Origin of the sequence: Brevibacterium sp. CBA3109 (assembly GCF_040256645.1) — a bacterium.
GTDB classification, from domain to species: Bacteria; Actinomycetota; Actinomycetes; order Actinomycetales; family Brevibacteriaceae; genus Brevibacterium; species Brevibacterium koreense.
The window spans coordinates 475423-498690 of record NZ_CP158281.1 but is presented as its reverse complement, the minus strand read 5'-3'; the positions used below and the strand labels follow the sequence as shown (position 1 = coordinate 498690).

23 protein-coding genes and 2 pseudogenes are annotated in these 23268 nt (G+C 62.9%); 12 read left to right on the top strand and 13 right to left on the bottom strand.

What is annotated here, in order from left to right; all coding sequences use genetic code 11:
• The first annotated feature begins 56 nt into the window (after positions 1 to 56).
• Entirely contained in the window at positions 57 to 2162 is a 2106-nt protein-coding gene (locus AAFP32_RS02285; RefSeq protein WP_350270461.1) for a BCCT family transporter, read from the top strand.
• Between the two features lie 27 nt (positions 2163 to 2189).
• Here the strand turns inward: AAFP32_RS02285 and AAFP32_RS02280 are convergent, their stop codons facing one another.
• The 3 genes from AAFP32_RS02280 to AAFP32_RS02270 all read right to left on the bottom strand — a co-directional run bounded on the left by AAFP32_RS02280 (position 2190) and on the right by AAFP32_RS02270 (position 4730).
• Positions 2190 to 2651, bottom strand: a complete 462-nt coding sequence (locus AAFP32_RS02280; RefSeq protein WP_350270460.1) for a DUF3151 domain-containing protein — start codon at positions 2649 to 2651, stop codon at positions 2190 to 2192.
• Between the two features lie 76 nt (positions 2652 to 2727).
• On the bottom strand, positions 2728 to 3654 hold the full coding sequence (locus AAFP32_RS02275; protein WP_350270459.1) for a hypothetical protein: 927 nt from the start codon (positions 3652 to 3654) through the stop codon (positions 2728 to 2730).
• Positions 3651 to 4730, bottom strand: coding sequence for a glycosyltransferase family 2 protein (locus tag AAFP32_RS02270; RefSeq protein WP_350270458.1), 1080 nt, complete (start codon positions 4728 to 4730; stop codon positions 3651 to 3653). Before AAFP32_RS02270 ends, AAFP32_RS02275 begins: the two co-directional genes overlap by 4 nt.
• Before the next feature lie 364 nt (positions 4731 to 5094).
• Between AAFP32_RS02270 and AAFP32_RS02265 the strand changes: the two genes are divergently transcribed.
• From AAFP32_RS02265 to AAFP32_RS02255, 3 genes are all read left to right on the top strand, one after another.
• A complete protein-coding gene (locus AAFP32_RS02265; protein ID WP_350270457.1) occupies positions 5095 to 5823 on the top strand; it encodes a hypothetical protein in 729 nt (242 codons plus the stop codon).
• A gap of 58 nt (positions 5824 to 5881) precedes the next feature.
• The gene (locus AAFP32_RS02260) at positions 5882 to 6559 is read left to right on the top strand and encodes a hypothetical protein (RefSeq protein WP_350270456.1); all 678 of its coding nucleotides are present in this window, start codon (positions 5882 to 5884) and stop codon (positions 6557 to 6559) included.
• Positions 6560 to 6627: 68 nt separating this feature from the next.
• The gene (locus AAFP32_RS02255) at positions 6628 to 6822 is read left to right on the top strand and encodes a hypothetical protein (RefSeq protein ID WP_350270455.1); all 195 of its coding nucleotides are present in this window, start codon (positions 6628 to 6630) and stop codon (positions 6820 to 6822) included.
• A gap of 287 nt (positions 6823 to 7109) precedes the next feature.
• Here the strand turns inward: AAFP32_RS02255 and AAFP32_RS02250 are convergent.
• Positions 7110 to 7244 (bottom strand): annotated as a pseudogene (locus AAFP32_RS02250) (glucosamine-6-phosphate deaminase); the annotation flags it as partial.
• A gap of 100 nt (positions 7245 to 7344) precedes the next feature.
• Here AAFP32_RS02250 and AAFP32_RS02245 point away from each other — a divergent pair.
• Positions 7345 to 7536, top strand: a pseudogene (locus AAFP32_RS02245) (N-acetylmannosamine-6-phosphate 2-epimerase); the annotation flags it as partial.
• 24 nt (positions 7537 to 7560) lie between these two features.
• On the opposite strand, the gene nagB reads toward AAFP32_RS02245, so the two are convergent.
• From nagB to AAFP32_RS02205, 8 genes are all read right to left on the bottom strand, one after another.
• The gene (gene nagB, locus AAFP32_RS02240; RefSeq protein WP_350270454.1) at positions 7561 to 8343 is read right to left on the bottom strand and encodes a glucosamine-6-phosphate deaminase; all 783 of its coding nucleotides are present in this window, start codon (positions 8341 to 8343) and stop codon (positions 7561 to 7563) included.
• A gap of 122 nt (positions 8344 to 8465) precedes the next feature.
• Positions 8466 to 9206: a FadR/GntR family transcriptional regulator gene (locus AAFP32_RS02235; RefSeq protein ID WP_350270453.1), complete on the bottom strand. Its 741-nt coding sequence runs from the start codon at positions 9204 to 9206 to the stop codon at positions 8466 to 8468.
• Between the two features lie 223 nt (positions 9207 to 9429).
• Positions 9430 to 10170: a 3-hydroxyacyl-CoA dehydrogenase gene (locus AAFP32_RS02230; RefSeq protein ID WP_350270452.1), complete on the bottom strand. Its 741-nt coding sequence runs from the start codon at positions 10168 to 10170 to the stop codon at positions 9430 to 9432.
• Positions 10171 to 10260: 90 nt separating this feature from the next.
• A complete protein-coding gene (locus AAFP32_RS02225; RefSeq protein ID WP_350270451.1) occupies positions 10261 to 11415 on the bottom strand; it encodes an acyl-CoA dehydrogenase family protein in 1155 nt (384 codons plus the stop codon).
• Positions 11416 to 11417: 2 nt separating this feature from the next.
• Positions 11418 to 11588: a hypothetical protein gene (locus tag AAFP32_RS02220; protein WP_350270450.1), complete on the bottom strand. Its 171-nt coding sequence runs from the start codon at positions 11586 to 11588 to the stop codon at positions 11418 to 11420.
• Between the two features lie 3 nt (positions 11589 to 11591).
• Positions 11592 to 12782, bottom strand: a complete 1191-nt coding sequence (locus tag AAFP32_RS02215) for a thiolase family protein (RefSeq protein ID WP_350270449.1) — start codon at positions 12780 to 12782, stop codon at positions 11592 to 11594.
• Positions 12782 to 14305 carry a class I adenylate-forming enzyme family protein gene (locus AAFP32_RS02210; protein ID WP_350270448.1) on the bottom strand — a complete coding sequence of 508 codons (1524 nt, stop codon included), beginning with the start codon at positions 14303 to 14305 and terminating at the stop codon, positions 12782 to 12784. The genes AAFP32_RS02215 and AAFP32_RS02210 overlap by 1 nt, the downstream gene beginning before the upstream one ends.
• Before the next feature lie 43 nt (positions 14306 to 14348).
• The gene (locus AAFP32_RS02205) at positions 14349 to 15221 is read right to left on the bottom strand and encodes a CoA transferase (protein ID WP_350270447.1); all 873 of its coding nucleotides are present in this window, start codon (positions 15219 to 15221) and stop codon (positions 14349 to 14351) included.
• Between the two features lie 130 nt (positions 15222 to 15351).
• Between AAFP32_RS02205 and AAFP32_RS02200 the strand changes: the two genes are divergently transcribed.
• From AAFP32_RS02200 to AAFP32_RS02190, 3 genes are all read left to right on the top strand, one after another.
• On the top strand, positions 15352 to 15978 hold the full coding sequence (locus AAFP32_RS02200; RefSeq protein ID WP_350270446.1) for a TetR/AcrR family transcriptional regulator: 627 nt from the start codon (positions 15352 to 15354) through the stop codon (positions 15976 to 15978).
• Between the two features lie 102 nt (positions 15979 to 16080).
• Positions 16081 to 17136 carry an SPFH domain-containing protein gene (locus AAFP32_RS02195; RefSeq protein WP_350270445.1) on the top strand — a complete coding sequence of 352 codons (1056 nt, stop codon included), beginning with the start codon at positions 16081 to 16083 and terminating at the stop codon, positions 17134 to 17136.
• A gap of 503 nt (positions 17137 to 17639) precedes the next feature.
• A complete protein-coding gene (locus AAFP32_RS02190) occupies positions 17640 to 18029 on the top strand; it encodes a TRAP transporter large permease subunit (RefSeq protein WP_350270444.1) in 390 nt (129 codons plus the stop codon).
• A 19-nt stretch (positions 18030 to 18048) separates the two neighbouring features.
• On the opposite strand, the gene AAFP32_RS02185 is transcribed toward AAFP32_RS02190, so the two are convergent.
• Positions 18049 to 18795, bottom strand: coding sequence for a helix-turn-helix domain-containing protein (locus AAFP32_RS02185; protein ID WP_350270443.1), 747 nt, complete (start codon positions 18793 to 18795; stop codon positions 18049 to 18051).
• Positions 18796 to 18902: 107 nt separating this feature from the next.
• On the opposite strand from AAFP32_RS02185, the gene AAFP32_RS02180 reads away from it, so the two are divergent.
• From AAFP32_RS02180 to AAFP32_RS02165, 4 genes are read left to right on the top strand one after another with little or no spacing between them, the layout of a single operon-like run.
• Complete coding sequence (locus tag AAFP32_RS02180; protein WP_350270442.1) at positions 18903 to 20024, top strand: acyl-CoA dehydrogenase family protein; 1122 nt, start codon at positions 18903 to 18905, stop codon at positions 20022 to 20024.
• Between the two features lie 14 nt (positions 20025 to 20038).
• A complete protein-coding gene (locus tag AAFP32_RS02175) occupies positions 20039 to 21052 on the top strand; it encodes an acyl-CoA dehydrogenase family protein (protein ID WP_350270441.1) in 1014 nt (337 codons plus the stop codon).
• On the top strand, positions 21049 to 22323 hold the full coding sequence (locus AAFP32_RS02170; RefSeq protein WP_350270440.1) for a CaiB/BaiF CoA-transferase family protein: 1275 nt from the start codon (positions 21049 to 21051) through the stop codon (positions 22321 to 22323). Before AAFP32_RS02175 ends, AAFP32_RS02170 begins: the two co-directional genes overlap by 4 nt.
• Entirely contained in the window at positions 22320 to 23132 is an 813-nt protein-coding gene (locus tag AAFP32_RS02165) for a crotonase/enoyl-CoA hydratase family protein (RefSeq protein WP_350270439.1), read from the top strand. Before AAFP32_RS02170 ends, AAFP32_RS02165 begins: the two co-directional genes overlap by 4 nt.
• Positions 23133 to 23268 lie beyond the last annotated feature (136 nt).

The window sequence follows — 23268 nt, the reverse complement described above, 5'->3', positions numbered from 1 at the left end:
CCTTCCGGGTAGTACGGTGTACCCAGCAACAAGAGAAGGATTCAACGGAGGAATTGATGAACAACGACCCCCGAAGAACCCCGGAACAGTCACCAGACGATTCCGGATTCCAAGCCTCCTCGGCAGATTCTCAGGCATCAAATCCCGGAGAGAAGAAGACCCCGCGCCCGCCAGGTACACGCCGCGCCACCGCCAAGCGCATGGTCAAACGCGTGATCGAGCACGACGCCGTCCACCCGGCCCTGATCCCCGGCGTGGGAGTCGAACGCACGAACAGTGTCTTCACCACCAACCGAGCTGTCTTCGCCATCGCCGGCGTGCTGATCCTCGCCGTCATCGCTTGGGCCGTGGTTGCCCCGGACAACATCTCCGTCGTCGGCGACGCCTCACTGGCCTGGGTCTCAACCAACTTCGGCTGGATGTTCGGTCTGCTCGCCCTGGCCATCTTCTTCTTCATGATGATCCTCGGCTACGGACGGACCGGTGGAGTGCGATTGGGCGCTGACGACGAGAAGCCGGAGTTCTCAACGGTCTCGTGGATCGCCATGCTGTTCTCCGCAGGCATGGGAATCGGCCTCCTGTTCTACGGCCCCTACGAACCGACCGTGTATTTCGCCGACCCGCCCCACGGCTTCGACGTCGCAGCTGGATCCGTCGACGCCTCCCAGCATGCGCTGGCCCAGACTCTCCTCCATTGGGGGCCGATCGCCTGGGCATTCTATGCACTGGTCGGCGGTGCGATTGCCTACAGCGCCTATCGGAAGGGCCGTCGACCTTTGATCTCGGCGATCTTCCAACCGATCTTCGGGTCGAAGACAGACGGGCCGATCGGTGCCTTCATCGATATATTCGCCATCGTCGTCACACTGTTCGGCACCGCGGTTTCTCTGGGGATCGGCGCTCTGCAGATCGGACGAGGCGTCGAGTTCGTCACCGGCATCGGGGAGGTCGGCAATACCTTCTTGGTGGCGACGATGTCGATCCTCACGGTTCTCTTCATCATCTCAGCGGTTTCAGGCATCAAGCGCGGAATCCGCATGCTGTCGAACATCAACATGGTTCTCGCCGGGCTTCTCGCCCTTTTCATGTTCGTGGTCGGGCCGACGATCTTCTTGCTGAACTTCATCCCCGCCGCCGCAGCCGACTTCGTGCGAGACCTGGGGACGATGCTCGCACGAAACCCGAACCAGGGCCCCGAGACCGCCGATTTCATGTCTTCGTGGACCACCTACTACTGGGCCTGGTGGGTCTCATGGACGCCGTTCGTCGGCATGTTCATCGCCAAGATCTCGCGCGGCCGAACCCTGCGCGAGTTCGTCACCGTCGTCATCATCGTTCCGTCGATTGTGTGCTTCCTGTGGTTCTGCATCTTCGGCGGAACGTCGATGTGGATGGACATGAACGGAACGGATGTCGGGGTCGGAGGCTCCGCAGAGGCGATGCTGTTCAACCTGCTGGGCAATCTGCCGTTCGGCGCCGTCACTCCGGTCCTGGCGATGATCTCGATCATCATCTTCTTCGTCACCTCAGCGGACTCGGCCTCCATCGTCATGGGGTCGATGTCCCAGCGAGGCAAACCGGAACCAACGGCATGGGTCACGATCGTCTGGGGTCTGCTGTTGGGCCTGACCGCTGTGTCTCTGCTCCTTGCCGGGGGCCAAGACGCTTTGTCGGGGCTGCAGTCCATCATGGTGGTGTCCGCACTGCCATTCGCCTTCGTCGTCATGGGCATCATGGTCGCGTGGGCGAAAGATCTCAAGACCGATCCGTATATGCTGCGCCGCAAGTACGCGCGTGCCGCGATCGCCCAGGGTGTCAGACTCGGCATCGCCGACTACGGTGATGACTTCGTCTTCGACTCAAGTGAAGTGGCGAAGAACGAAGGTGCCGGCGCCTGGCTGAACAGCCAGGATCCGGACCTCACCGATTGGTACGTGGACCACACCGACTCCTACGAGATCCTCACCGCCGACGACGTACTGCGCACGCTGGCTCCTGGCACGATCCAACCCAAGGGGCCCGATCGGGAGGATCTCACCTCGTCAGGTGAGAAGAGCATGTCAGTCCAGAGGCGCAGAGCCATAGACGTCAAGGCGGCACAGGAGCGGGCAGTGAAGCGGGCACAGGACGAAGCCTCACCCGAGCCGACACCGGATCAGTGACGGCTCAAGGCTGCGTTTTCGACGCCCCTACTCCCCCGCAGCGATAGCGTCGATGGCAGCGGGATCGGACGAGCGCAGGAACTCTTCGATCCGAGCAGCCTCTTCACCCTCGCCGATCGCACCGGCGGCGCGGCCCAGGGCGTTGAGCGCGCGCAGGAATCCGCGGTTGATCTCGTGCTTCCACGGGATTGGTCCGGCACCGCGCCACCCGGCGGCGCGCAGGGAATCGAGGCCACGGTGGTAGCCGACGCGAGCATAGGCGTATGAGTCGACGAGGCGGCCCTCACCGTGAGCTTCATCGGCCAGGATCGCCCAGGCCAGTGACGAGGCAGGCAGACTGGCGGCGATGTCGATCGGTTCTTCGCCGGCGTCGAGGCGCTTCTTCGCCTCCACGTCGGCGTGGTCCTCGGGCAGGTAGGTCGGCTGTGGGCCCAGCTGTGTGGCGTCGAGGTTTCCGATGTGTGATGGGTTGCCGATGGGCTGTGTCATGTCATCTCCTGATCGTTGGTCGAGTGCAGTGTGTGGCTGCTCGCTCACCGAGGCTGTCCCCGGCAGTCGCGCAGGGTCAGTTGGACTTCACGTCTGAGGGTTGAATCGTGTACGGGTTGGTGCTCAGGGCCCCGAAGATCCCAGCATCAGCGAGTTCCTTGAGCTGTTTCTCATCCTTGACTCCGGTGACCCAGACCTTGAGATCCGACTCGGTCCAGGTGCTCACCGCATCGGGTGCGACGGCCACCATACTGTAGCCCGACTTCTCCAAGTCCTCGGGCGAGCTCGAGGAATAGTCACCGGTGAACATCACAGCCACCTTCGCGTCGGATGCTGCCTTGGCAACCTCAGCGTCGTCGGTCCGCACGATCACCGATTCGGCAATGTCGGCCTCGGCGATCATTTTCAGTACCGGGGTCGCCACCTCGGGCGCTTCGATCAGGGGCATGAGCACAGTGGCTCCAGCCATCTCATCGACCATCTGGTCCCAGGTGATGGGTTCGCCGGGTGCGGTGTTCTTACGCCGGGGCTTGATGGTCTGGTCCAGGAACGAATCACGATCCAACGACGACAGGTCGTCCTTGAGCTCCATCTCCTTGCGCGCGGTCTTCGGGTCCGCGGCGACAATGGTGCCATCGCCCAGCTCAGACAGGGTCGGTGCGGGCAGGTAGCCGAACTTCGTGTTCTCGGTGAAGGCGAGTTTGGAGTTCGCGGGGTAGACCTCGGAACCGCCGTCGAGGGCGGCGACCGCGGGCTTGTTGAGCGAGTCCACGGTCAGGTGGTCCTTGCTTCCGAACATGTTGAACCCGAGGACGGCGACGACAGCGATGACGACGATGATGCCGGCCCACAGTGGTGCGTTGAATTTCTTCGGTGTCGGACGCTCGGGCACAGGAGCGCGTCCATTCTCAAGCGTTTCATCGACAGGCTGTTCCCCGCCTGCTTGGGCCCGGCTGCTCTGTTCGCGTTCGCTGCGACCGTAGCGGCGTTTCTTCTTGCTCAACGGCTGCCGTCCTTCGTCGATCCGGCGCCGGTGATCAGGCCCCGAAGGAAGCCGGCACCCCAGCACAGATGCATGGTGGGCAGAATGAGTCCGAACCAGGCGCGTTCGCGTCGACCACAGTCCTTGGCCGCCGAGGCGGTCGCGAGTATTCCCGAGACGTATCCCAGGCTGGGCACGTGGACCAGAGAGGTGAAGCGGCGCAGGAATTTGGGCCAAGTCTTCGTCGTACCCGTCATCTGCAGAAGGGCTTCGATGACGCTGGCGCCCACCCCGAGGACAAGCACCGGTGGCGCGAAGTAACGTATCGAGTTCTGCGATCCGTAGCGCCGGATGAGCTCCGCGCGCCAGATCCCGGTGGCCCAGAACTGCTGGGCGATCTTCGACCAGGAATCCCGCGGCCAGTAGGTGACCTCCATGTCCGGGTTGAAACAGATCCGGCCCCCGGAGGTGCGGATGCGCAGGTTGAGTTCCCAATCCTGTCCGCGCTTGATGCCTTCATCGAACCCGCCGAGGTGGGTAAAGACCTCACGTCGATACACACCGAGGTAGGCCGACTCGGCCTCGCCTGCTTCGTCACCGGAGTGGTAGGCAGGACCGCCGAGTCCGACCGGTGACATGTAGGCGCGGGCAACGGCCTTCTGGAAGGAGGTCCGGCCGCGGGCGAGCATGAGCCCGCCGCAGTTGGCGGCCTTGGTCCTGCGCAGGGTGTCGATGGCCTGCTTCGTGTAGTCGGTGCCCAGCCCGGAGTGGGCGTCGACGCGGATGATCACCGGGTGGTGAGTGGCGGCGATGGCGAGGTTGAGTCCGATCGGCGTGGCTGCCTGCGGATTGTCGACGGTCTGAATCCGCGAGTCCTGCGCTGCCATGTCCGCAATGATGCGGTTCGTGTCATCGGTCGAGGGCCCGAGCGCGAGGACGATTTCCTTGTCCCCGTCATAGTCCTGGGCCAGGATCGTGGTGATCGCTTTGGCAATGTGCTCGGCCTCGTTGAGGACCGGCATGATGAAGGAGACACCGGGTCGTTCGGCCAGGGGCGGCAGGCCCTCCGGGGTCAGGATCTCAAGAATTTTCGACACGCCTTCAATCTTCCCACATGCCCGGTCTGGTGCTCTTGAGGGGTTGCTCAGGTGGGCGGAACCCGGGAACCCCGAACCTGCCCGGTTCGCAACATGAGTCAGCCAAAACCTCCTGTGCGTTGTCCTGAATATCAGGAAACCACAGTGGCACAAGGCTCTCTGAATATAACAAAACAGTAACGATGAGTTCGACACTGATCGGCGATGATCGCCATCCACTTGCGGGACACCAGGACCGCCGAACAGTCACGCCCCATCTATCACTTTCTTCACATCTGTTGCCTACGTCACAAGTTGGTTCATAGCCTCGCCATAGGCGGCTGATTCCAGCTTCCGGATGGCAGTGAAGAGGAAGGGAAACGAGATGCAACTGACAGCGACGCCCTCGACTGACAACAACTCACCTGACCAGTCGACGCAAACTGAATCATGGCGGCGAGCAACAAGGTGGTTTGCCCTTGTGCTCGCCCTTGTCTGCGCCGCCGTGTTGAGCGGGGGCCTGAATGCAAGATCGGCTCAGGCTGACGAATCATCTTCTCCGGGCAAGCAACTGGGCGCAGAGCTCGGCTACGAACGTGCCGACTCATTGGCGGACAAGGTCGATCTTGAGTCTGCCTCAAAGTCTGGAGAGGACATCGATGCGTCGAGCGCAAAGGCGTGGGAACTCGACGATGGAAACATCTACGTCAACTACTCGTTCAATAGCGATATCGAGGGAGTCTCGAACATCGGTGCCGTGGTCTCGCCTGAAGGTAAGGTCCTCGCGACAGCCGAGATCGTCATGAAGGCCACGTCGGAAGACTCAGGTCACGTCGAGGCATGGAATAACGGAACTAAGACAGCAGACCGCGATGTCACCGCCGAAGATGCTGCTTCAAACAGAGCTTCCACTCAATCCGACGGATTTTGGGGAAAGCTCAACGACTGCCTGTCCTCACAAGGAATCTCCTCATGGGTGGTTGCCGGCATCAGCGTCGCCTGCAGTGCAGTCTGTGTCGGTACTGCTGGCGTCGGTTGCGTCGGATGCATTGCAGCCGCCGCAGGCGTGACTGGAGGAGTTGCTGGCTATTGCATCGACCAAGCCCAGAAGTGAGTCCTTGACAACATCGACAGTTGATCCCAACCGAGTTCAGAACAATTAGGAGAAGATCATGAGCGTGCAAACGAAACGTACCCTCACGACATCAATGGCGGCTTTCCTCGTCGCCTCTGTCGCTGTGCTCAATCCGACTGCAACGATAGCAACACCAAAGGAACAGAGCGCGCCGGCAGCAGCCGACACCGTCATGCTCGAATCCAGTGACACCGAGGCGGAAGAGGCGATCGAGGCGGCGTCCCCTGTCCTGAACGACCTCCCTCACGGGGCAGTTGCAGATCTCGACAACGCCCAAGTCTCACAGCCCGAGGGCACCGACAAGCTGATGGTCGCGGTCCAGCTATCTGGCGAAGATTATGACAAGGGCTCGTTCGCGGGAGTCGTGGTCAATCCCGAGACCGGCAAGACCTCCAACCAGGTTCAGGTGAAGGCGACGCAGTCATCTGACGCCGAAGCTCAGGTAACCACTTGGGTGAATGGTGATTCGCAGGGAACGAAGCATGTGAACACATCGGCAGAGGCTTCCGATGCCCAGGCAGCTTCCCTCCAAGGCGCCGACCCAAATGTCCTCGACTGCCTGAACGCCCTGGGCATCACAACGGCTGTGGCACTGATCATCATCAGCACCTGTGCTACCGCCTGCGCCGCAACGGTAGGCGTCGGCTGCGTTGTCTGCGTGGCTGGCTTCACTGCTGTTGGTGGAGCCAGTGTCGGAAAATGCCTGAGTACCTGAAGCAGCCAGGAGGTATGATTGCCCTTACAAGCAACTTACCTTGCGTTTAGATAGCAACTGGAGGAACCATGAGAATTCCACCGAAAGCCAGATGGATCGTCGCACTGTTGCTACTTGCGATCGCTTCCCAGGCCCTTGTCTTCGCTCCGGGGTTACACAGTGTTGCAGCAGTCTTCTGGGGACTGTCGTTCGCGTTTCTGATCGGCGCCCTCGTCATCGCTGTCATTCGATTCCGTGATGATCGGATGAAACAGCGGAAATAGCGGACTAAGCTTCTCCACAGCCGATGGCTGGTGCCCTGCAAACGACGCAGGGCACCAGCCATCGGCTGCGTTAAGCTCGCCGGCACCAGAGAAGTCGTTAACGCGAGCCTCTCTGTCGGGGAAGTCACCGTAGTTGTCCTTGCCGTGCTCCTCGCCGAAGTCCACACGTATCGCCTGCGGGAGTACGTGAACAACTCGGCCTGATTGAGTAGCGGCTCGCCGCACGTTCCGGAGCAGACCTATCGATCACTGGGAGACTCCGCGTCCCATTTCGTTTTCGCTGCGCCCTAGAGCCTCTCTTTGTCGAGCTTGCTCGCGTACGTCTGCCGGTAGTAGTCGCCCAACTGCAGCCGTGACGCGGCCGAGTCGTCGACGAGGACAGTGGCGTGCTGATGCATCTGCAGCACGCTTGCCGGCCACATCGTCAAGCGCGCTGCTCAGAACCCAAACCTCTGAGGCAGGTACTTTTGAATAGCAATGGGTGGAACTTCAGCCTGGAGCACATATCTTGTCATCAGAATAGACCTTGAGCTCCTGCGTGAGATCCGGGCGGCGGAATTAGGTCCGATGCTCGTCGCTGAAGGGCGGATCCACACGCCAACGGACGCGGCAGCTGCGCTGTCGGCCGGCGCCGAGGCAGTGGTCGTGGGAACGGCGATCACACACCCGGCGACCATCACATCCTGGTTTGTCGACGCCTGCGAAACCACGTGACCGTCACCACCTGAGGGCAGCGACTCAGAGTCGCTGCCGGTCGAGCTTGTTCGCGTACGTCTGCCGGTAGTAGTCACCCAGCTGCAGCCGCGATGCGGCCGCGTCGTCGACGAGGATCGTGGCATGCGGATGCATCTGCAGCACAGTCGCCGGCCACATCGACGAGACCGGGCCCTCCACCATCTGATGCACGGCCTCTGCTTTGTTGCCACCCGTTGCGATGAGCATGAGGTGGCGGGCCTCCCTGATCGTGCCGAGGCCCTGAGTCAGGCAGTGCCGCGGCACCTGATCGACATCGCCGTTGAAGAAGCGGGCGTTGTCGAGCCGAGTCTGGTCGGCCAAGGTCTTCACGCGGGTACGCGAGCACAGGGACGATCCCGGCTCGTTGAAGGCGATATGGCCGTCGGTGCCGATGCCGAGGATCTGCAGGTCGATTCCTCCCACCTCGGCGATGGCGTGGTCGTACTCCGCCGAGGCGGCAACGAGGTCCTCAGCCGCACCGTTCGGGCCCTGCACCGCAGCGTCGCCGAAGTCGACGCGAGAGACGAATTCCGCGTCAATGACATTGCGGTAGCACTGCGGATGCGAGATCGGAAGTCCCACATATTCGTCGAGCATGAATCCGCGGGCTCCGGCGAACGACAGCTTGTCCTGCTCGTGGCGTCGGGCCAGCTCATCGTAGACGCGCAGCGGGCTCGATCCGGTGGCCAGGCCCAGCACAGGTGAGGACTCCTCGCGCAGGAGCCTCTCGACGGCATCGGCGACCAGTGTCGCCAACTCGTGGTCGGGGGCGATGATGACTTCCATGAGTTCTCCACTCTCTGTGTTCGCTGTATTCGCCGGTTCTCTGTGCATTCAGGTCGTTGTCCAGCCGTCCGCGCAGCCGCCAGCGGGTGCAATCGATTCAGCGTCCAGCTGGGGCGATGAATTCAACCGACGTCTCGGTCGAGGTCGCGGGCGATCGGCTCGTAGTGCACCGTGATCGCGGCGTGGAAGGCTTCGACGTCTCCTGACTGGGCAGCCTCGAGCATCTGGCCGTGTGCCTGAGCCGTCTGCTCCAGGTCGGCTGCGACTGCGACTTCGAGCCGCGGCAGCACTGCGGTGTGCACATCCCAGAAGGCAGCCACAAGCTGACCGACGAGCGAATTGTCCAAGACCGCCAGCAGACCCGTGTGGAAGGCTCGGTCCTGCTGAGGAAACGACTTTCCGTCCTTCGCCATCACCACCATATCGTCGACCAACGCCGACAGTTCGGGATTCGTCGTGCCCTTCAGTCTGGCTACGATCGCCTCGGACATTCCACAGTCGAGGGCCGCCCGGACTTCGACGACGTCCCGCAGTGCCCGCAGGTCATCGCCGGGACTCAGCACCCCGCGGAACACCAGGGTTTCGACGAGTGCGTCCAGCGACATCTCGCCGACGTAGGTTCCGTGCCCATGCCGGACGTCGACAATGTCGAGCGTGGTGAGCTTGCGGATGGCTTCCCTGACGTTCGATCGGGAGACGCCGAGTCGGGTGCACAGTTCACCTTCGGTGGGCAGGAGGTCACCGGGTCGAAGTCCGTCTGAGAGGATGAGATCCTTAATCCGGTCAGAGGTCGTCGTCTTCCGGCTGCCATAGGTGATTCCGGTGGCAGGTTCTGGCTGACTCGTCGTTGATGTTACCGCCATGGTCACCCTCCACAGATAGATCCGCACCGAGGTTCCAGTATACGTCTGACATCAGATGTTTATCCAACGATCTCTGCGCGGAATCGTCCGAGCGAGAAGCAGAAGGATCATCGCACCGCTCATTCTTGTGGTTGACTGCCGGTCCTTCACCCAGACCGGCACCCCAAGAGCCGCGCTCCCCGACTGCGATGCAGTTCGAGGAGCGCGGCTCTTTAAGTGCTGATCAGCGCGGTGCCATCCGGATCGCTCCGTCGAGGCGGATGACCTCACCGTTGAGCATCCTGTTCGTCACGATCTGAGTGACGAGTTCGGCGTACTCCTCCGGCTTGCCCAAACGTGAGGGGAAGGGAACCTGACTGCCCAGGGAATCGCGTGCCTCCTCGGGGATGGACGCCATCATCGGGGTGAAGAAGAGTCCCGGCGCGATCGTGACGACGCGGACGCCGACACTTGCCAGATCGCGAGCGATCGGCAGAGTCATTCCGACGATTCCGCCCTTCGATGCCGAATACGCAGCCTGACCGATCTGACCGTCATAGGCGGCCACAGATGCGGTGTTGACGACGACTCCGCGTTCTCCGTCCTCCCCCGGCTCGTTCTCCGCCATCGCGGCGGCGGCCAGACGGATCACGTTGAAGGTGCCGATGAGGTTGATGCCGATGACCTTGCTGAAGGCACTCAGATCGTGTGGACCCTTCTTGCTCACGGTCTTCTGCGCCACTCCGATGCCAGCACAGTTGACGACGCCGGCGAGGCCACCGTCCTTGTTCGCTGCCTCAACTGCGGCGGCGACGCTGTCCTCGTTCGTGACATCGGTCTGGACGAACTCAGCGCCGGCAGGCGCTTCGCCTGCGATATCGGCGACGACGACGCGTGCGCCGCGCTCGATGAGCGCTGCTGTGGTGGCTGCTCCGAGCCCCGAGGCGCCTCCGGTGACGATGAACGTCTTGTCCTTGAACTGCATGAGGGTTTTCCTTCCCATTTCCATCTGTTGTGAAGTCAGTTTGCGACCTGCTGTGAGGTCGAAGTTTGGTGGCGTGATCGGGCGCCGAGCTCAGAGCCCGCGGGAGATGAGCTCCTTCATGATCTCGTTCGTGCCACCGTAGATCTTCTGCACCCGGGCATCGGCATACATGCGCGCGATCGGGTATTCGAGCATGTAGCCGTACCCGCCGAAGATCTGCAGGCAGCGGTCGATGACATTGGTCTGCGCGTCCGTCGCCCAGTACTTGCCGGCCGAAGCCTGCTCGGTCGTCAGCTTGCCGTCGATGTGCAGCTGCGTGAGATGGTCGACGAATGCCCTGGTCGACAATGTCTCCGTGGCACATTCGGCGAGAACGAACTTCGTGTTCTGGAATTTGAGGATCGGCTGGCCGAACGCCTCACGCTCCTTCGCATACGCAACCGCCTCACGCACGGCAGCCTCGGCGGTCGTCGCACCGATCACTGCCAAGGCCAGTCGCTCCTGAGGCAGCTGCTGCATGAGCTGGACGAACCCCCGCCCCTCGACACCGCCGAGGACGTTGTCGACAGGCACCCTCATGTCCTCGAAGAACAGCTCCCTGGTGTCCTGGCCTCGCTGTCCGACCTTATCGAGGACGCGCCCACGGGAGAACCCTGGAAGATCGGCCACCTCGGCGACGATGAGGGACACACCCTTGCCACCGCCGTCCTCGCTCGTGCGAGCGACGATGACGACGATGTCACAGTGGGTGCCGTTGGAGATGAAAGTCTTTGACCCATTGATGACGTACTCATCGCCATCACGCACGGCCTTCGTCTTCACGCTCTGCAGATCCGAGCCGGTGCCGGGTTCGGTCATCGCGATTGCCGCGACCAGTTCGCCCGAGGCCATTCCCGGCAGCCACTTCTTCTTCTGCTCTTCGGTGCCGAACGCATAGATGTAGTGGGCGATGATCGTCGAGTGAACACTGTTGGCCCAGGCCGAATCACCAACAAAACCCTGTTCCTGCAGGATGACAGCTTCATGGGCGAAGGTACCGCCACCGCCACCGTATTCCTCGGGGATGGAGATGCAGAGCAGACCCGCATCGCCGGCCCGGTTCCACAGTTCGCGATCGACCTGGTGGTCTTCGACGAACTTGGCCTGATTGGGCACGATCTCCTTGTTCATGAAGTTGCGTACGAGTTCGCGCAGATCGTCTGTTTCCTGTGTTTCCCAGGAACCTCTGTATCCGTCAAGAATCATTGTCATTCTCCTTTGCAGGTGGGGTGGCGTCGTTCGAGGTCGGCGTTGAGTGCGTTGAGAGCCTTCGGCTGGTTGAGGGTCAGGACGCGGACATCTCCACGGTCCTCGACCGTGACCAGGTCCCCGGTGACTCGCCGAGGCGGTGCCGTGGTTCCAGATCTCGTGTCGGTCATCGTTCAGATCCTTTCGACGATGGTGGCGTTGGCCATGCCGCCGCCCTCGCAGATCGTGAGCAGACCGTAGCGGGCGCCGCGACGTTCGAGTTCGGAGACCAGCCCCGTGAGCAGTCGTGCTCCCGTCGAGCCGATCGGGTGGCCGATCGCGATGGAGCCGCCGTTGACGTTGAGGATCTCATCATCGACGCCGAACTCCCGTTGGAAGAGCAGAGGAACCGGGGCGAAGGCCTCGTTGACCTCGACGAGGTCGATGTCTGAGATGGACAGTCCCGCCTTCTCCAGGACTCTGTGGCTGGCAGGCAGGACCGCGGTGAACTGGAGGACCGGATCAGCGGCGGCGGCGACACTGGCCACGATCCGCGCCCGCGGTCGCAGGCCGGCTGACTCCGCGACACTGCGATCGGCAAGCAGCAGTGCTCCGGCACCGTCGGAGATCTGAGAGGAGTTGCCGGCAGTGACGGCACCGTCAGCCGCGAAGACCGTGGGCAGTGAGGCGACCTTGTCCGAATCCACATTGGGACGGATGCCCTCATCCGAGGTCAGGGCCACCTCGGCGCCGTCCTTGGTCAGCCCGGTGAGTGGCACGAGGTCATCGGCGAACCGTGAGGCGTCAGTGGCCGCGGCGGCACGGTGGTGGCTGCGGACGGCGAAGGCATCGAGTTTCTCACGGTCGAAGCCGAATTCCTTGACGACGAGTTCGATGGATCGCCCCTGTGAGGGCAGGTCTCCGTCGAAGCGAGCCAGAGCCTTCTGCCCGTACCAGTCGCCACGGGGACCGGCCGGGTCGAAGAGGGGACCCATGTCGACCCGGCTCATCGATTCGACTCCCCCGGCGATGGCGTAGCGGTAGTCACCGGCGCGGATGGCTTGGGCGGCGAACTGCACGGCCTGCTGGCCCGATCCGCACTGCCGATCGAGTGTCGTCCCCGGCAGGGATGTCGGCAGCCCGGCGCCGAGGAGGGCGTTGCGGGCGACATTTCCCGACTGCTCTCCGCACTGGCGACCCACACCGATGATCACATCATCGATGGCGTGTGGCTCAACCCCGGCCCGTTCGACGAGGTGGCTCATCGTGCTCGCCAGGAGGTCGACGGGGTGGTTCTCGCGCAGTGCTCCACGGAACTTGCCGACGGGAGTGCGGACCGCGTCGACGATGACTGCCTCGTGTGCACCTGTATCTGTCTGCGCCATCACTGGAACCTCTCTCTGATCTTGTGCTTCTGGATTTTGCCGGAAGGATTGCGCGGGATCTCGGAGATGACGATCTCGCGCGGGATCTTGTAGGACGAGAGCCGCGGCTGCGCGAACTCCTTGAGGCCTTCGAGGGTGGGCTGCCCGTTTTGGGCCGGGGTGACGACGGCGACTATGGACTCGCCCCAATCCTCATTCGGCCGCGAGATGATCGCGATGTCGATGATCTCCGGGTAGGCGGCGAGCGCGTTCTCCACTTCGGCCGAGTACACGTTGTGTCCGCCTGTGATGATCATGTCCTTGAGCCGGTCGACGATGGTCATGAAGCCTTCGTCGTCGACCAAGACGAGGTCACCGGTGTGCACCCAGCCGTCGACGATGGTCTGTGCGGTCGCGTCGGGTCGGCCCCAGTACCCCTTCATCATCGTCTCCCCGCGCATGATCATCTCGCCCACCTCGCCGGGCTGAGTGTCTTCGCCGTCGGCGCCGACAATGCGGACTTCGGTGTTCGGGATGGGGAAGCGTCCCGAGGCAGAGGGCTTCTGTTTGACGTCGTCATGGGTGAGGATGATGCCGCCGGGTCCGCCCTCTGTCTGTCCGCACGCTTGGATGATCTCTGTGTGAGGGAAGGCTTCGAAGATGCGCTCGGCGACGGTGCTCGGCATCGGTGCCGCGCCGTAGATCGCAACGCGCAGGCTCGAGGTGTCACGACTGGACAGACCGGGTGCACGCAGGAGGAATGCGTACATCGTCGGGACTCCGAAGAAGACGCTGATCTGGTGTTCCTCGAAGGCGGCGAGAACCGCCTCGGGGTCGAAGGTCGAATGGATGACCTGATGGGCGCCGGCCATCATTCCGGGGAAGAAGAGTAGGTTCAGCGCCGCCGAATGGTAGAGCGGGGCGACATGGAGGATCCGGTCGTGCAGCCTCAGCCCGAAGGCCAGCGTGGTGTTGACCCCGACCCAGATGATCCGGTGATGATCGAACAGGGCGCCCTTCGGCTTCCCGGTTGTGCCGGAGGTATAGATGATGACGGCGTCACCATCCTCAGCGATGTCGAGGTTGACTTCCTCGGCCAGGCGGCCCGACGCCGCAGCGAAGACGTCCTCACCGAACTCCGCCGGTCCCAACGACAGGGCGGAGACTCCAGCGGCGGTTTCGGGATGATCGCCGGCCCAGGCGCTGACCGGTCCGGCGCAGTCCGGTCCGAACAGGAGGACGGTGGCGCTTGTGTCGGTGATGAAGTGCTCGATCTCGGCCGAGGCGGACTTCGGGTTGACCGGGGCGATGATTGCTCCCGCGCGCAGACCGGCATAGGCGCCGATGGCGAACGCATCGGTGTTCAGCGAGACGATGACGATCCGATCGCCCGGGGTGACTCCGCGAGCGATGAGTTCGGCGGCAAGCTGATCAACCTTGGCATCGAACTCGCCATAGGTCGTCGTATGTGACTCGAAGGTCAGCGCGGGACGGTCGGGATAGGCATGGGCGGTGGTACGAAGTATTCCTGGCAGTGTTGGCATATCGACTCCTTCGTCGGCGGGTGGTTGGTTTCAGGTGTGGCGTTCAGGCCTGCCGCTGAGCCGGGATTGCAGCTGGCGACGTGGCCATGGCGACGGGCTCAAAGGGAAGGTCGTGGGCCCTGGCAAGCTCCATCCATTCGCTCGTGGACTTCACGGCGAATGCACGCTCGAGGGTGTCGAAGTCGCTGCCGACGTACTGCGCTAGGGCCTTGGCGAAGGCCGGTTCGACGCAGCCGACGGCGATCGTTCCGTCTGCCGTGTCGTAGGTCCGGTAGAACGGTGACCCTCCGCCCAATGGGCCTCCCGGTGAGGTGAGCCCATGACGGGCCGGACCTGCGGCCCAGGCTGCAGCGTCATCGAGAACGACGCGCCTGACGATGCCGGTCCTCGCCCCCTCGGTCTGCGATTCGCGCTGGTGCAAGCCGGCCAGCGCGGCGGTCGCTGCGCTCTCGCCGCCGACGATGTCGGCGACGGGAATGGTTGGTGTGCTGCCCGGAAGGAGGGTTCCGTGAGCTGCCTGATAAGTGAGGTCGTGTCCGGGGACGTCCGCCCGGTCTCCGGCGAACCCGACGATCTCGACATGAACGAGTCCGTGCTGTTCGACGATGCCGGGCAGTCCGAGGCCCTGTGCGGCTCGCGGTCGCATCGCGGTGATGAGAATATCGGCTTCAGCGGCGAGTGAGTTCAGCTGCGCGATCCCTGCGTCGTCCTTGAGATTGATCGTGACGACCTCGTGTCCCGCAGACAGTTCCTTGTAGTACTCGGGAGCAATCTGTGCGACCGGATCGCCTGCCGGCGGCTCGACCTTGATGACCCGCGCGCCGAGTGCGAAGAGGCGCGCCGCGGCGAGAGGCCCGGGCAGGTTGATCGCCAGGTTGATGACCGTGATGCCGGCCAGTGGTTCATGGTCGTTCATTGAGTTGCCTCCTGTTGCGCACAGACGGATTGTTCACCGCTTTTGAATAACTGTATAAGATATTGAAAGGTTGTTCAATGGATTGCGTGCGAGAATTGCCGATGATGGACAAGAAGGACGGAACGAGACTGTGACAGATGAGATGGCGGCGACCGGCGACAGCGGTTTCGAGGAAGCCGCACCTGATGACCTGACGAGTCGTGCCCGTATTCGCAATGCCGCTCTCCACCAGTTCGCGGTCAAAGGCTTCGCTGGCACGCCCCTGCGCGCCATTGCCTCAGAGGCCCGGGTTGCCATCGGCCTCATCGGCCACTACTTCGGGTCGAAGGAGGGCACCCGCGAAGGGGTCGAGCGCTGGATCGTCGAGCTCTTCGCCGCGGCTCTCGACCGTGCCGACGCCCGGTCCGCGGACGGGGTCGCAGACGTCACGGTCCGCGATGCGAGCGTGGCTCAGATGCTCGAGGACAATCCCCTCGTCGTCGGCTACCTGCGCCGGCAGGTCCTGGAACTGCCCACCGAGGGGACCCTCATCTCACGCCTGGCGTCTCTGTCCTTGGAAAGCGTCGAGGCGATGCGCGACGCGGGGCATGCCTCTTCCAGCCGTGACCGGGTGGAACAGGTTGTCACGGTGATGGTGCGCCAACTCGGCAGGCTCTTCCTGCAGCCACTCGTCGATCAGATCGTCGATTCGTTCCCCGCCGACGAGCAGCCGGCCACGCGTCCGGAGCTGAAGGTCGAGGTCAAGGCTGCACAATGAGCCGGGCAGCCTCACCCTCACACTTCAGGCTCGATGACCACTAGAGTGGGTCAGCAACAGATGTTGTGATCGGCAGCATACCTACACGAGCTCGGAGCAGCCATGGAAATCCTCACCGGTAGCGTCATCACTATCGTGATCATCGTCATCGTCCTCGCCGTACTGCTGTTCGGCAAGCTGAGGACCAGCATGTTCTTCACCGTCAAGACGCAGGAGAACGTCATCGTCGAACGATTCGGCAAGTTCAAGAAGGTCGCAAAACCGGGCCTGAGCTTCAAAATGCCTCTCGTCGAAACGATCAGCAAGCCGATCTCGCTGCGCGTCCAGCAGCTCGAGGTAAATATTGAGTCGAAGACGAGTGACAACGTGTTCGTCACCGTCCCTGTGGCCGTGCAGTATGTCGTCGAGGAAGACAACGTCACCGACGCCTACTACAAGCTGGCGAATTCCGAGGAGCAGATCAGATCCTATGTCTTCGACACCGTGCGCTCCGCACTCTCGGGCCTGACCCTGGACACGGCCTTCGAATCGAAGGACGACATCGCGGAGAACGTCGAACGTCGCCTCTCGGAGTCGATGCGCCGGTACGGGTTCAAGATCGTGAGCACGCTGGTCACCGACATCACCCCGGACTCCAAGGTCCGCGATTCCATGAACTCGATCAATGCCGCGCAGCGAGATCGAGTGGCGGCGCAGTCCCTGGCGGAAGCCGACAAGATCAAGCGAGTCACCCAGGCTCAGGCAGAATCCGAGGCGATGCGCCTGCACGGTGAAGGTGTGGCCGCCCAGCGAAAGGCCATTGCCCAAGGCATCGCCGAACAGTACTCCAAGCTGCAGGAGGTGGGCATCGACAAAACCGCCGAGCAGCTGCTCATGATGACCCAGTACTTCGACACCATGCAGAACGTGGCCCAAGAAGGTCGCTCGAATGTGCTGTTCATGCCCTCGAACCCCGGCGGACTCGGAGAGATCGGGAGCGAGATCAGGACCGCACTGTTCGCGGCCAATGCGTCTGAGGACGCCGCAAACACCATGGGTCTTGAGGGCGAATCCGGCCCCCAGTCCTACGGGTATGCAGTCTCGAAGACAGCAGCGAATGACGCCAAGGCGGCGAAGAATCGGGCTGCTCGAGAGGGTCCGACGACCCACGACTCCTGAGGCGAGCGCCACAGAGCATCTCCCACCGCGGTCCTGCGATCGCGAAACGGGCGCCAATGCGATATTTCGCGTTGGCGCCCGTTTTCGTCCCCGGTCACAGCCACTGACCACGACCTCCGTTGACACACACCCACGGTCTCTCATAAAGTGCGAACTACGGATATACATATAGATATTCATAAGTACGCAACTTTCGGGAGCTCGATGATGCGCCGTCCCTACACACCCGCCTGCAGCAAACCAGGTCGAAGCCTGATCGCAGGACTGGCCTCGCTCGCGCTGCTGAGCGGATGCGCCGCCCAGGCAGCCGACCCCGACGAGGTGACCCTGGTGATGGCGGACTCGTTCCCGCAGACGCACCCGCTCGCCTTGGGCGGGACGAACGAGATGGTCGAGACACTCCAATCCGATGAGGCCAAGGACCTCGGGATCGACCTCGAGTACTACGCCAGCGGCCAGCGGCCAGCGCGGAGATCTTCGGACACTTCCTCGTCGAAACACGGGTGGCACCGAATCTCGTCGACTGGATGTCGGGCCTGCCGATCTCACCGTTCGCCGTCATGCTCATCATCGCGGTCTTCTATCTGATCCTCGGCTTCTTCCTGGATCAGATCGCCATCTTGGCGTTGACGGTTCCGGTGGTCCTGCCGCTGGTGGAGCAGTTCGGCTATGATCCCGTGTGGTTCGGCATCTTCATCGTCCTCCTCGCTGAGGTGGGGCTGGTGACTCCGCCCATGGGCCTCAACGCGTTCGTTGTCGCACGCTCAGCGGGCCGTCCCGTCGGTGAGGTGTTCCTCGGCGCGATCCCCTATATTGTCGCGATGCTCATCGTCGCGCTGGTATTCCTGATCTGGCCCGAGCTCGTCCTGTGGTTGCCCACGTATATGAAGTGAGGACCGAACGCGTCACGCCTCACGAACTCCATCTGCTGCGGTAGTCGAGGAGGATCGAGGAGATGGTATCGGCGTCGTTGAGGATCTCCTCGTGGTCGCCGATCACAGCAACTGAGCCGATGATCTCCCCCTCGGAGGTCACAGATGTGGCGATGCCCTCGATGCCCGATGTCGACACCGTCGGGGCGACGACGATCTGGTCGGTCTGGATCTGATGCAGGGAGTCGAGGAACTCATCGGCGAAGGGCTCGTCCTCGGGCGGAAGCAGCGACAGGTAGCTCCACAGATCCCTGCGGGACATGCCGCTGAGCAGAATCCACCCCGAAGAGGCGCGGATCAGAGAGCGCTTGATGAAGTTCTCTGCCAGATAGCTGTACCGGGCGGATTCGGCCACGTGATCGACGTAGTAGAGGCCATCGCCGACGGCGATAGCGAGGACGACCGTGTGGCCGGTCGCCGCGTGGATCTCCTGCAGGTGCTCACTCGCCACCGCATCCACCGGTGATGCTCCAGCGAGTCGGGTGAGGAAGAAGGGCGCGGGCCCCAGGTGGTAGGTCCGGTCACGCTCAATGAGATAACCGGTAGCGACCAACCCGTTGGCCAGGCCCTGGGTCGATGACAGCGGCGCGTCGATATGAGCGGCCAACTCCGTCAGCGTCAGGCCCGCCCGACTCCGCGCGGCCGCCTCCAGGATCGCCGACACCCGATCGACCATCCGGTGGTTCGGCCGGTTCGTGGCCACGGGCGAAGAGTTGTGCGCAGTCATGGGTTCAGGATACTTCACGCATATCGGCCGTACTACGTACATACGTAGATAACTACTCCTTTATGTAGTAACGTGATGGTGACAACGCAGTCTATGAGGAGACCACATTGCCTATCGGATTGTTTCCCGCCCCAGCGGACGAAACCGAGCAGCTGACCCAGCTCCGCCATATGGTGAGAGCATTTCTCCAACGGGAACGCGAGGCCGGCAGCTACACGCCCTGGGTCGACACCTGGCTGACGCGCTGGGACACGGACTTCACGAAGAAGCTGGCCGATCAGGGCTGGCTGGGCATGACGATCCCCACCGAGCACGGCGGCCACGGCAAGACCTTCCTCGAACGATTCGTCGTCACCGAAGAGCTCCTGGCTGGCGGCGCCCCCCTCGCCGCGCACTGGGTGGCTGATCGCCAGATCGCCCCCTCCTTCCTCAAATACGGCACCGATCATCAGAAGCAGACCTACCTGCCCCGGATCGCCGCGGGTGACGTCAGCTTCGGCATCGGAATGTCCGAACCCGACTCCGGCTCCGACCTGGCCAGCGTGAAGACCAAGGGTGTGCGCGCATCGGGAGGTTGGCAGATCACGGGCACCAAGGTGTGGACTTCCGGCGCCCATCACGCCGACCGGTTCATCGTCCTGGCGCGCACTGAGGCCCTTGACACCTCCGACCGGCACGCCGGGCTGTCCCAGTTCATCGTCGACCTCAAGGATCCCGCCGTTGACGTCAACGTCATCACGTCGATGAACGGCTCCCAGCACTTCAACGAGGTCGTCCTCAACTCGGTGTTCGTTCCCGATGACCATGTCTTCGGCACAATCGGCAACGGTTGGGAGCAGGTCACCTCGGAACTGTCCTATGAGCGCAGCGGGCCCGAACGTGTGCTCTCGACCTATCCACTGCTGGAGAAGGGCCTGGCCTCCCCACACCGGCGCGCCTTCCTCCCCCATCTGGCTCGCGTTGTCAGTCTGCGCACAATGTCCTTCGGCATCGCCAATGCACTGGCCCGCGGAGAGACGCCCGACACCGCGGCCGCCATCGTCAAGGTCCTCGGCACCAAGCTCGAAGGCGACATCGCCGAGACCGCTGACAGGGTCCGCCTCGACGGCTTCGAGGACCTGAATTCCATGGTCTCCGCCAGCGTCCTGCAGCGACCGGGATTCACCTTGCGCGGCGGCACCACCGAGATCCTCGACGGAATCATCGCTCGGCAGCTTGGCCTGCGCTGAAAGAGAGAAGAACAATGACATTCACTGATGACCTCGACCAAGTCCGCGACCTCGCCGCTGCCATCGCAGACGACGCGAGCCTGGCCCACACCTGTGTGGAGACCCCCGATCTGACTGGGTTGCTGACCGCCCTCACCGAGGCGGGTCTGACCGATATCGCCTGCGAATCCGGTGACGCTCAGAGCCTCGAAGTCCTTGCCGCGACCATCGGCACCCAGGTGGGGCTGGCGCGTGCGGGGATCGTCTACCCCAACGCTGACTTCGATCTGTACCCAATCAGGCTCACCTCGGGGACCGAGCTCGATGGCACTCTGCCCGCGCGCACCCTGTTGGTGCCGTGGACGGCGATCGACGGCGCAGAGCCCGTTCCGTGGGCCACCCACGCCGCGGCGATCCTGACCCACCGTTCAACCTCGACTGGGGTCGAGATCGCCCTGATCTCTGACTTCCAGCTCTCCGCGCCGATCGTGAGCATCGACGGTTCCCCTGCCGCCCGGGTCACCACCGCCTCTGTACCAAACTGGGTCGCCGCCTCGCTGGAGGATCATGACTGGATCACGGGGGTCCGTCAGGCCAGCGCCTTGGCGGTCGCGGCAGTACAGCTGTCGGAAATCGTGGAGATGACGGTTCGCTATGCCACCGAACGTACCCAGTTCGGGCGTCCTGTGGGTCGATTCCAGGCGGTCCAGAAGCTCATTGCCGACTGCGCCGCGCAGTCGGAGATGGTCGCCTCGGCGGCGGCAAATGCGCTTCACCACCTGTCATCCGACCATGGCCCGACCCCGGCTGCCAGGTTGGAGATCGTCTCCGGCTGCCTGGCGTCATTCGACGCGATCGAGGTCGTGGTCCGCAACTCCCATCAGGCGCTCGGTGCCATCGGGACGACGCTGGAACATTCCCTCCAGAGGTACACCAGGGGTGTGCTGCAGACGCGGCGGCAGATGGATGCTCCCGAAGAGCTGCTCGACGCGCTGTCTGACCTCGTCTCCTCCGATGAGGAGAGCGTCTGGGAGATGATCGCCTCATGATTCTCAACGGGCTCAAGGTCATCGACCTGTGCCGGATCATGGCGGGGCCTCTGACCGCCCAGTACCTGGCCGACCACGGTGCTGATGTGATCAAGGTTGAAGGTCCTCAACTCGACGACACCCGCAAATGGGGTCCCCCCTTCGCCGATGACGGAACCACCGGGTACTACAACGCGCTCAATCGGAACAAACGCAATATCTGCCTCGACCTGAAGTTGGTCGAGGGTCAAGTGGTCCTGGCCAGACTGCTCGCAGGCGCCGATATCCTCATCGACAACTTCAAGGCCGGCACCTTGGACAAGTGGGGATTCGACCCCGAGCGGATCGAACGAGACTTCCCGCGGCTGATCCACTGCCGGATCACCGGCTATGGAGTCGACGGTCCTCTGGGCGGTCGGCCCGGCTATGACGCTGTCATGCAGGCCTTCGGCGGGCTGATGAGCATCACCGGAGAGCCCGAGGGGTCACCCGTTCGCCTCGGAATGCCCGCCGTCGACATGGTCACCGCGCTGCACAGCTTCTCGGCAATCCTCCTGGCCCTGCGCGACCGGGATGTGACCGGCAGAGGCCAGCTTCTGGACTCGACTCTCCTCGACAGCGCCGTGAGCATGCTGATCCCGCAGGCCTCGAATTGGCTCTACGGTGGCGGAACCCCGCATCGCACGGGTGCCGCCCATCCCACAGTCGCCCCGTATGAGGTGTTCAGCTGCAGGGACGGCGACCTGTTCATCGCCGGTGGAAATGACGGCCAGTTCGCCAAAATCTGCCAGCATCTCGACCTGATGGAGCTGGTCGACGACCCACGGTTTGCCGACAATGGTTCCAGAAGCGCGAATCGAGCCGAGCTGAAGGCACTCCTGCAGTCACGAGTCTCATCGCAGGCTCGGGCCGATCTTCTCCAGGCTCTTGCCGCGAAGGGAATACCGGCGTCACCGGTCAATACGGTGCCCGAGATGTACGAGGAGCCACAGGTCCAGCACCGGAAACTGTTCTTCGAAGACGAAACAGGGTTCAAGGGCGTACGCAATCCCATCGTCCTCTCGACTCAGGATGCGCCGGTGCCGAGGCGCCCCGCCAGGACGGGCCAGCATTCGGTGCAGATCCTCGAAGAATGCGGATTCGGCAAGGATGAGGTCACCGCGCTGCAGAACTCCGGTGCGGTCACGGCCGAGTCGCAGCCGATGGCCGAGTCGCAAGTCGCAGCAGAGCAGGCACAGACAGAAAAAGCAGACGTGAGAGCACAGACGACGAGAGAAAAGAGCACCCCATGACCGACCACTCCCCCGATCTCATCCTGATCACACGACCGGCCCCGGCCATCGAGCTGTGGAGTCTCAACCTTCCCGAGCAGCGCAACCCGATCACCGACGAACCGATGATCGATGCTCTGGTGGGCAACATCGACCGAATCCGCGAGGACGAGACGGTCAAATGCGTCGTCCTCACCGGTGAGGGCAAGGCGTTCTCTGCCGGCGGCAACATCAAGAAGATGGCCGACAAGTCAGGGATGTTCGGCGGGGACCTCGAGGAGATCCGCCAGGGATACCGTGACGGGGTGCAGCGGATTCCGCTGGCGATGCGGTCCGTCGACGTTCCGTTCATCGCAGCGGTCAACGGGCCTGCCGTCGGCGCCGGCATGGACCTGACGACCATGTGCGATATGCGAGTGGCTTCCGATCACGCGTGGTTCGCGGAGTCGTTCGTGCAGCTGGGACTCATCGCCGGTGATGGCGGTGCCTGGTTCCTCCCTCGCCTCATCGGTGCGGCTCGCGCGGCCGAGATGGCACTGACCGGCGACCGTGTCGATGCCGTCACCGCCGAGCGGTGGGGCCTGGTCAACTACGTGGTCCCCGCTGACGAGCTCATCGAACGCGCGCTCGAGCTGGCCGGTCGGGTCGCGGCCAACCCTGTCTATTCGGTCCGAGCGACCAAGCAGCTCCTCCTCGACTCGGAACGCCACACTCTGGCCTCGATGCTCGAAGACTGTGCCTCACTTCAGGCCACAGCGCACTTCCAGCCGGACCACCATGAGGCGGTGGCTGCGATGCTGGAGAAACGGACACCGCGCTTCACCAGCTGATCGCCTCACCAGCTGATCGCTTCACCGCCACCGGCGATGAGAGCAGCCGTCCCGGAACTCGAGCCTGCAGTGATCCGTGCCGGATCGCGCGAATTGGGCGTGTGCCCGAAAGCAGATTCGCCGTCCCCGATTTCCT

What these genes read in the sequence shown, in the direction of transcription:
- AAFP32_RS02285 (WP_350270461.1), top strand. Translation starts at nt 57, where the DNA reads ATGAACAACGACCCCCGAAGAACCCCGGAACAGTCACCAGACGATTCC.
- AAFP32_RS02280 (WP_350270460.1), bottom strand. Translation starts at nt 2,651, where the DNA reads ATGACACAGCCCATCGGCAACCCATCACACATCGGAAACCTCGACGCC.
- AAFP32_RS02265 (WP_350270457.1), top strand. Translation starts at nt 5,095, where the DNA reads ATGCAACTGACAGCGACGCCCTCGACTGACAACAACTCACCTGACCAG.
- AAFP32_RS02260 (WP_350270456.1), top strand. Translation starts at nt 5,882, where the DNA reads ATGAGCGTGCAAACGAAACGTACCCTCACGACATCAATGGCGGCTTTC.
- AAFP32_RS02255 (WP_350270455.1), top strand. Translation starts at nt 6,628, where the DNA reads ATGAGAATTCCACCGAAAGCCAGATGGATCGTCGCACTGTTGCTACTT.
- nagB (WP_350270454.1), bottom strand. Translation starts at nt 8,343, where the DNA reads ATGGAAGTCATCATCGCCCCCGACCACGAGTTGGCGACACTGGTCGCC.
- AAFP32_RS02235 (WP_350270453.1), bottom strand. Translation starts at nt 9,206, where the DNA reads ATGGCGGTAACATCAACGACGAGTCAGCCAGAACCTGCCACCGGAATC.
- AAFP32_RS02230 (WP_350270452.1), bottom strand. Translation starts at nt 10,170, where the DNA reads ATGCAGTTCAAGGACAAGACGTTCATCGTCACCGGAGGCGCCTCGGGG.
- AAFP32_RS02225 (WP_350270451.1), bottom strand. Translation starts at nt 11,415, where the DNA reads ATGATTCTTGACGGATACAGAGGTTCCTGGGAAACACAGGAAACAGAC.
- AAFP32_RS02220 (WP_350270450.1), bottom strand. Translation starts at nt 11,588, where the DNA reads ATGACCGACACGAGATCTGGAACCACGGCACCGCCTCGGCGAGTCACC.
- AAFP32_RS02215 (WP_350270449.1), bottom strand. Translation starts at nt 12,782, where the DNA reads ATGGCGCAGACAGATACAGGTGCACACGAGGCAGTCATCGTCGACGCG.
- AAFP32_RS02210 (WP_350270448.1), bottom strand. Translation starts at nt 14,305, where the DNA reads ATGCCAACACTGCCAGGAATACTTCGTACCACCGCCCATGCCTATCCC.
- AAFP32_RS02205 (WP_350270447.1), bottom strand. Translation starts at nt 15,221, where the DNA reads ATGAACGACCATGAACCACTGGCCGGCATCACGGTCATCAACCTGGCG.
- AAFP32_RS02195 (WP_350270445.1), top strand. Translation starts at nt 16,081, where the DNA reads ATGGAAATCCTCACCGGTAGCGTCATCACTATCGTGATCATCGTCATC.
- AAFP32_RS02185 (WP_350270443.1), bottom strand. Translation starts at nt 18,795, where the DNA reads ATGACTGCGCACAACTCTTCGCCCGTGGCCACGAACCGGCCGAACCAC.
- AAFP32_RS02175 (WP_350270441.1), top strand. Translation starts at nt 20,039, where the DNA reads ATGACATTCACTGATGACCTCGACCAAGTCCGCGACCTCGCCGCTGCC.
- AAFP32_RS02170 (WP_350270440.1), top strand. Translation starts at nt 21,049, where the DNA reads ATGATTCTCAACGGGCTCAAGGTCATCGACCTGTGCCGGATCATGGCG.
- AAFP32_RS02165 (WP_350270439.1), top strand. Translation starts at nt 22,320, where the DNA reads ATGACCGACCACTCCCCCGATCTCATCCTGATCACACGACCGGCCCCG.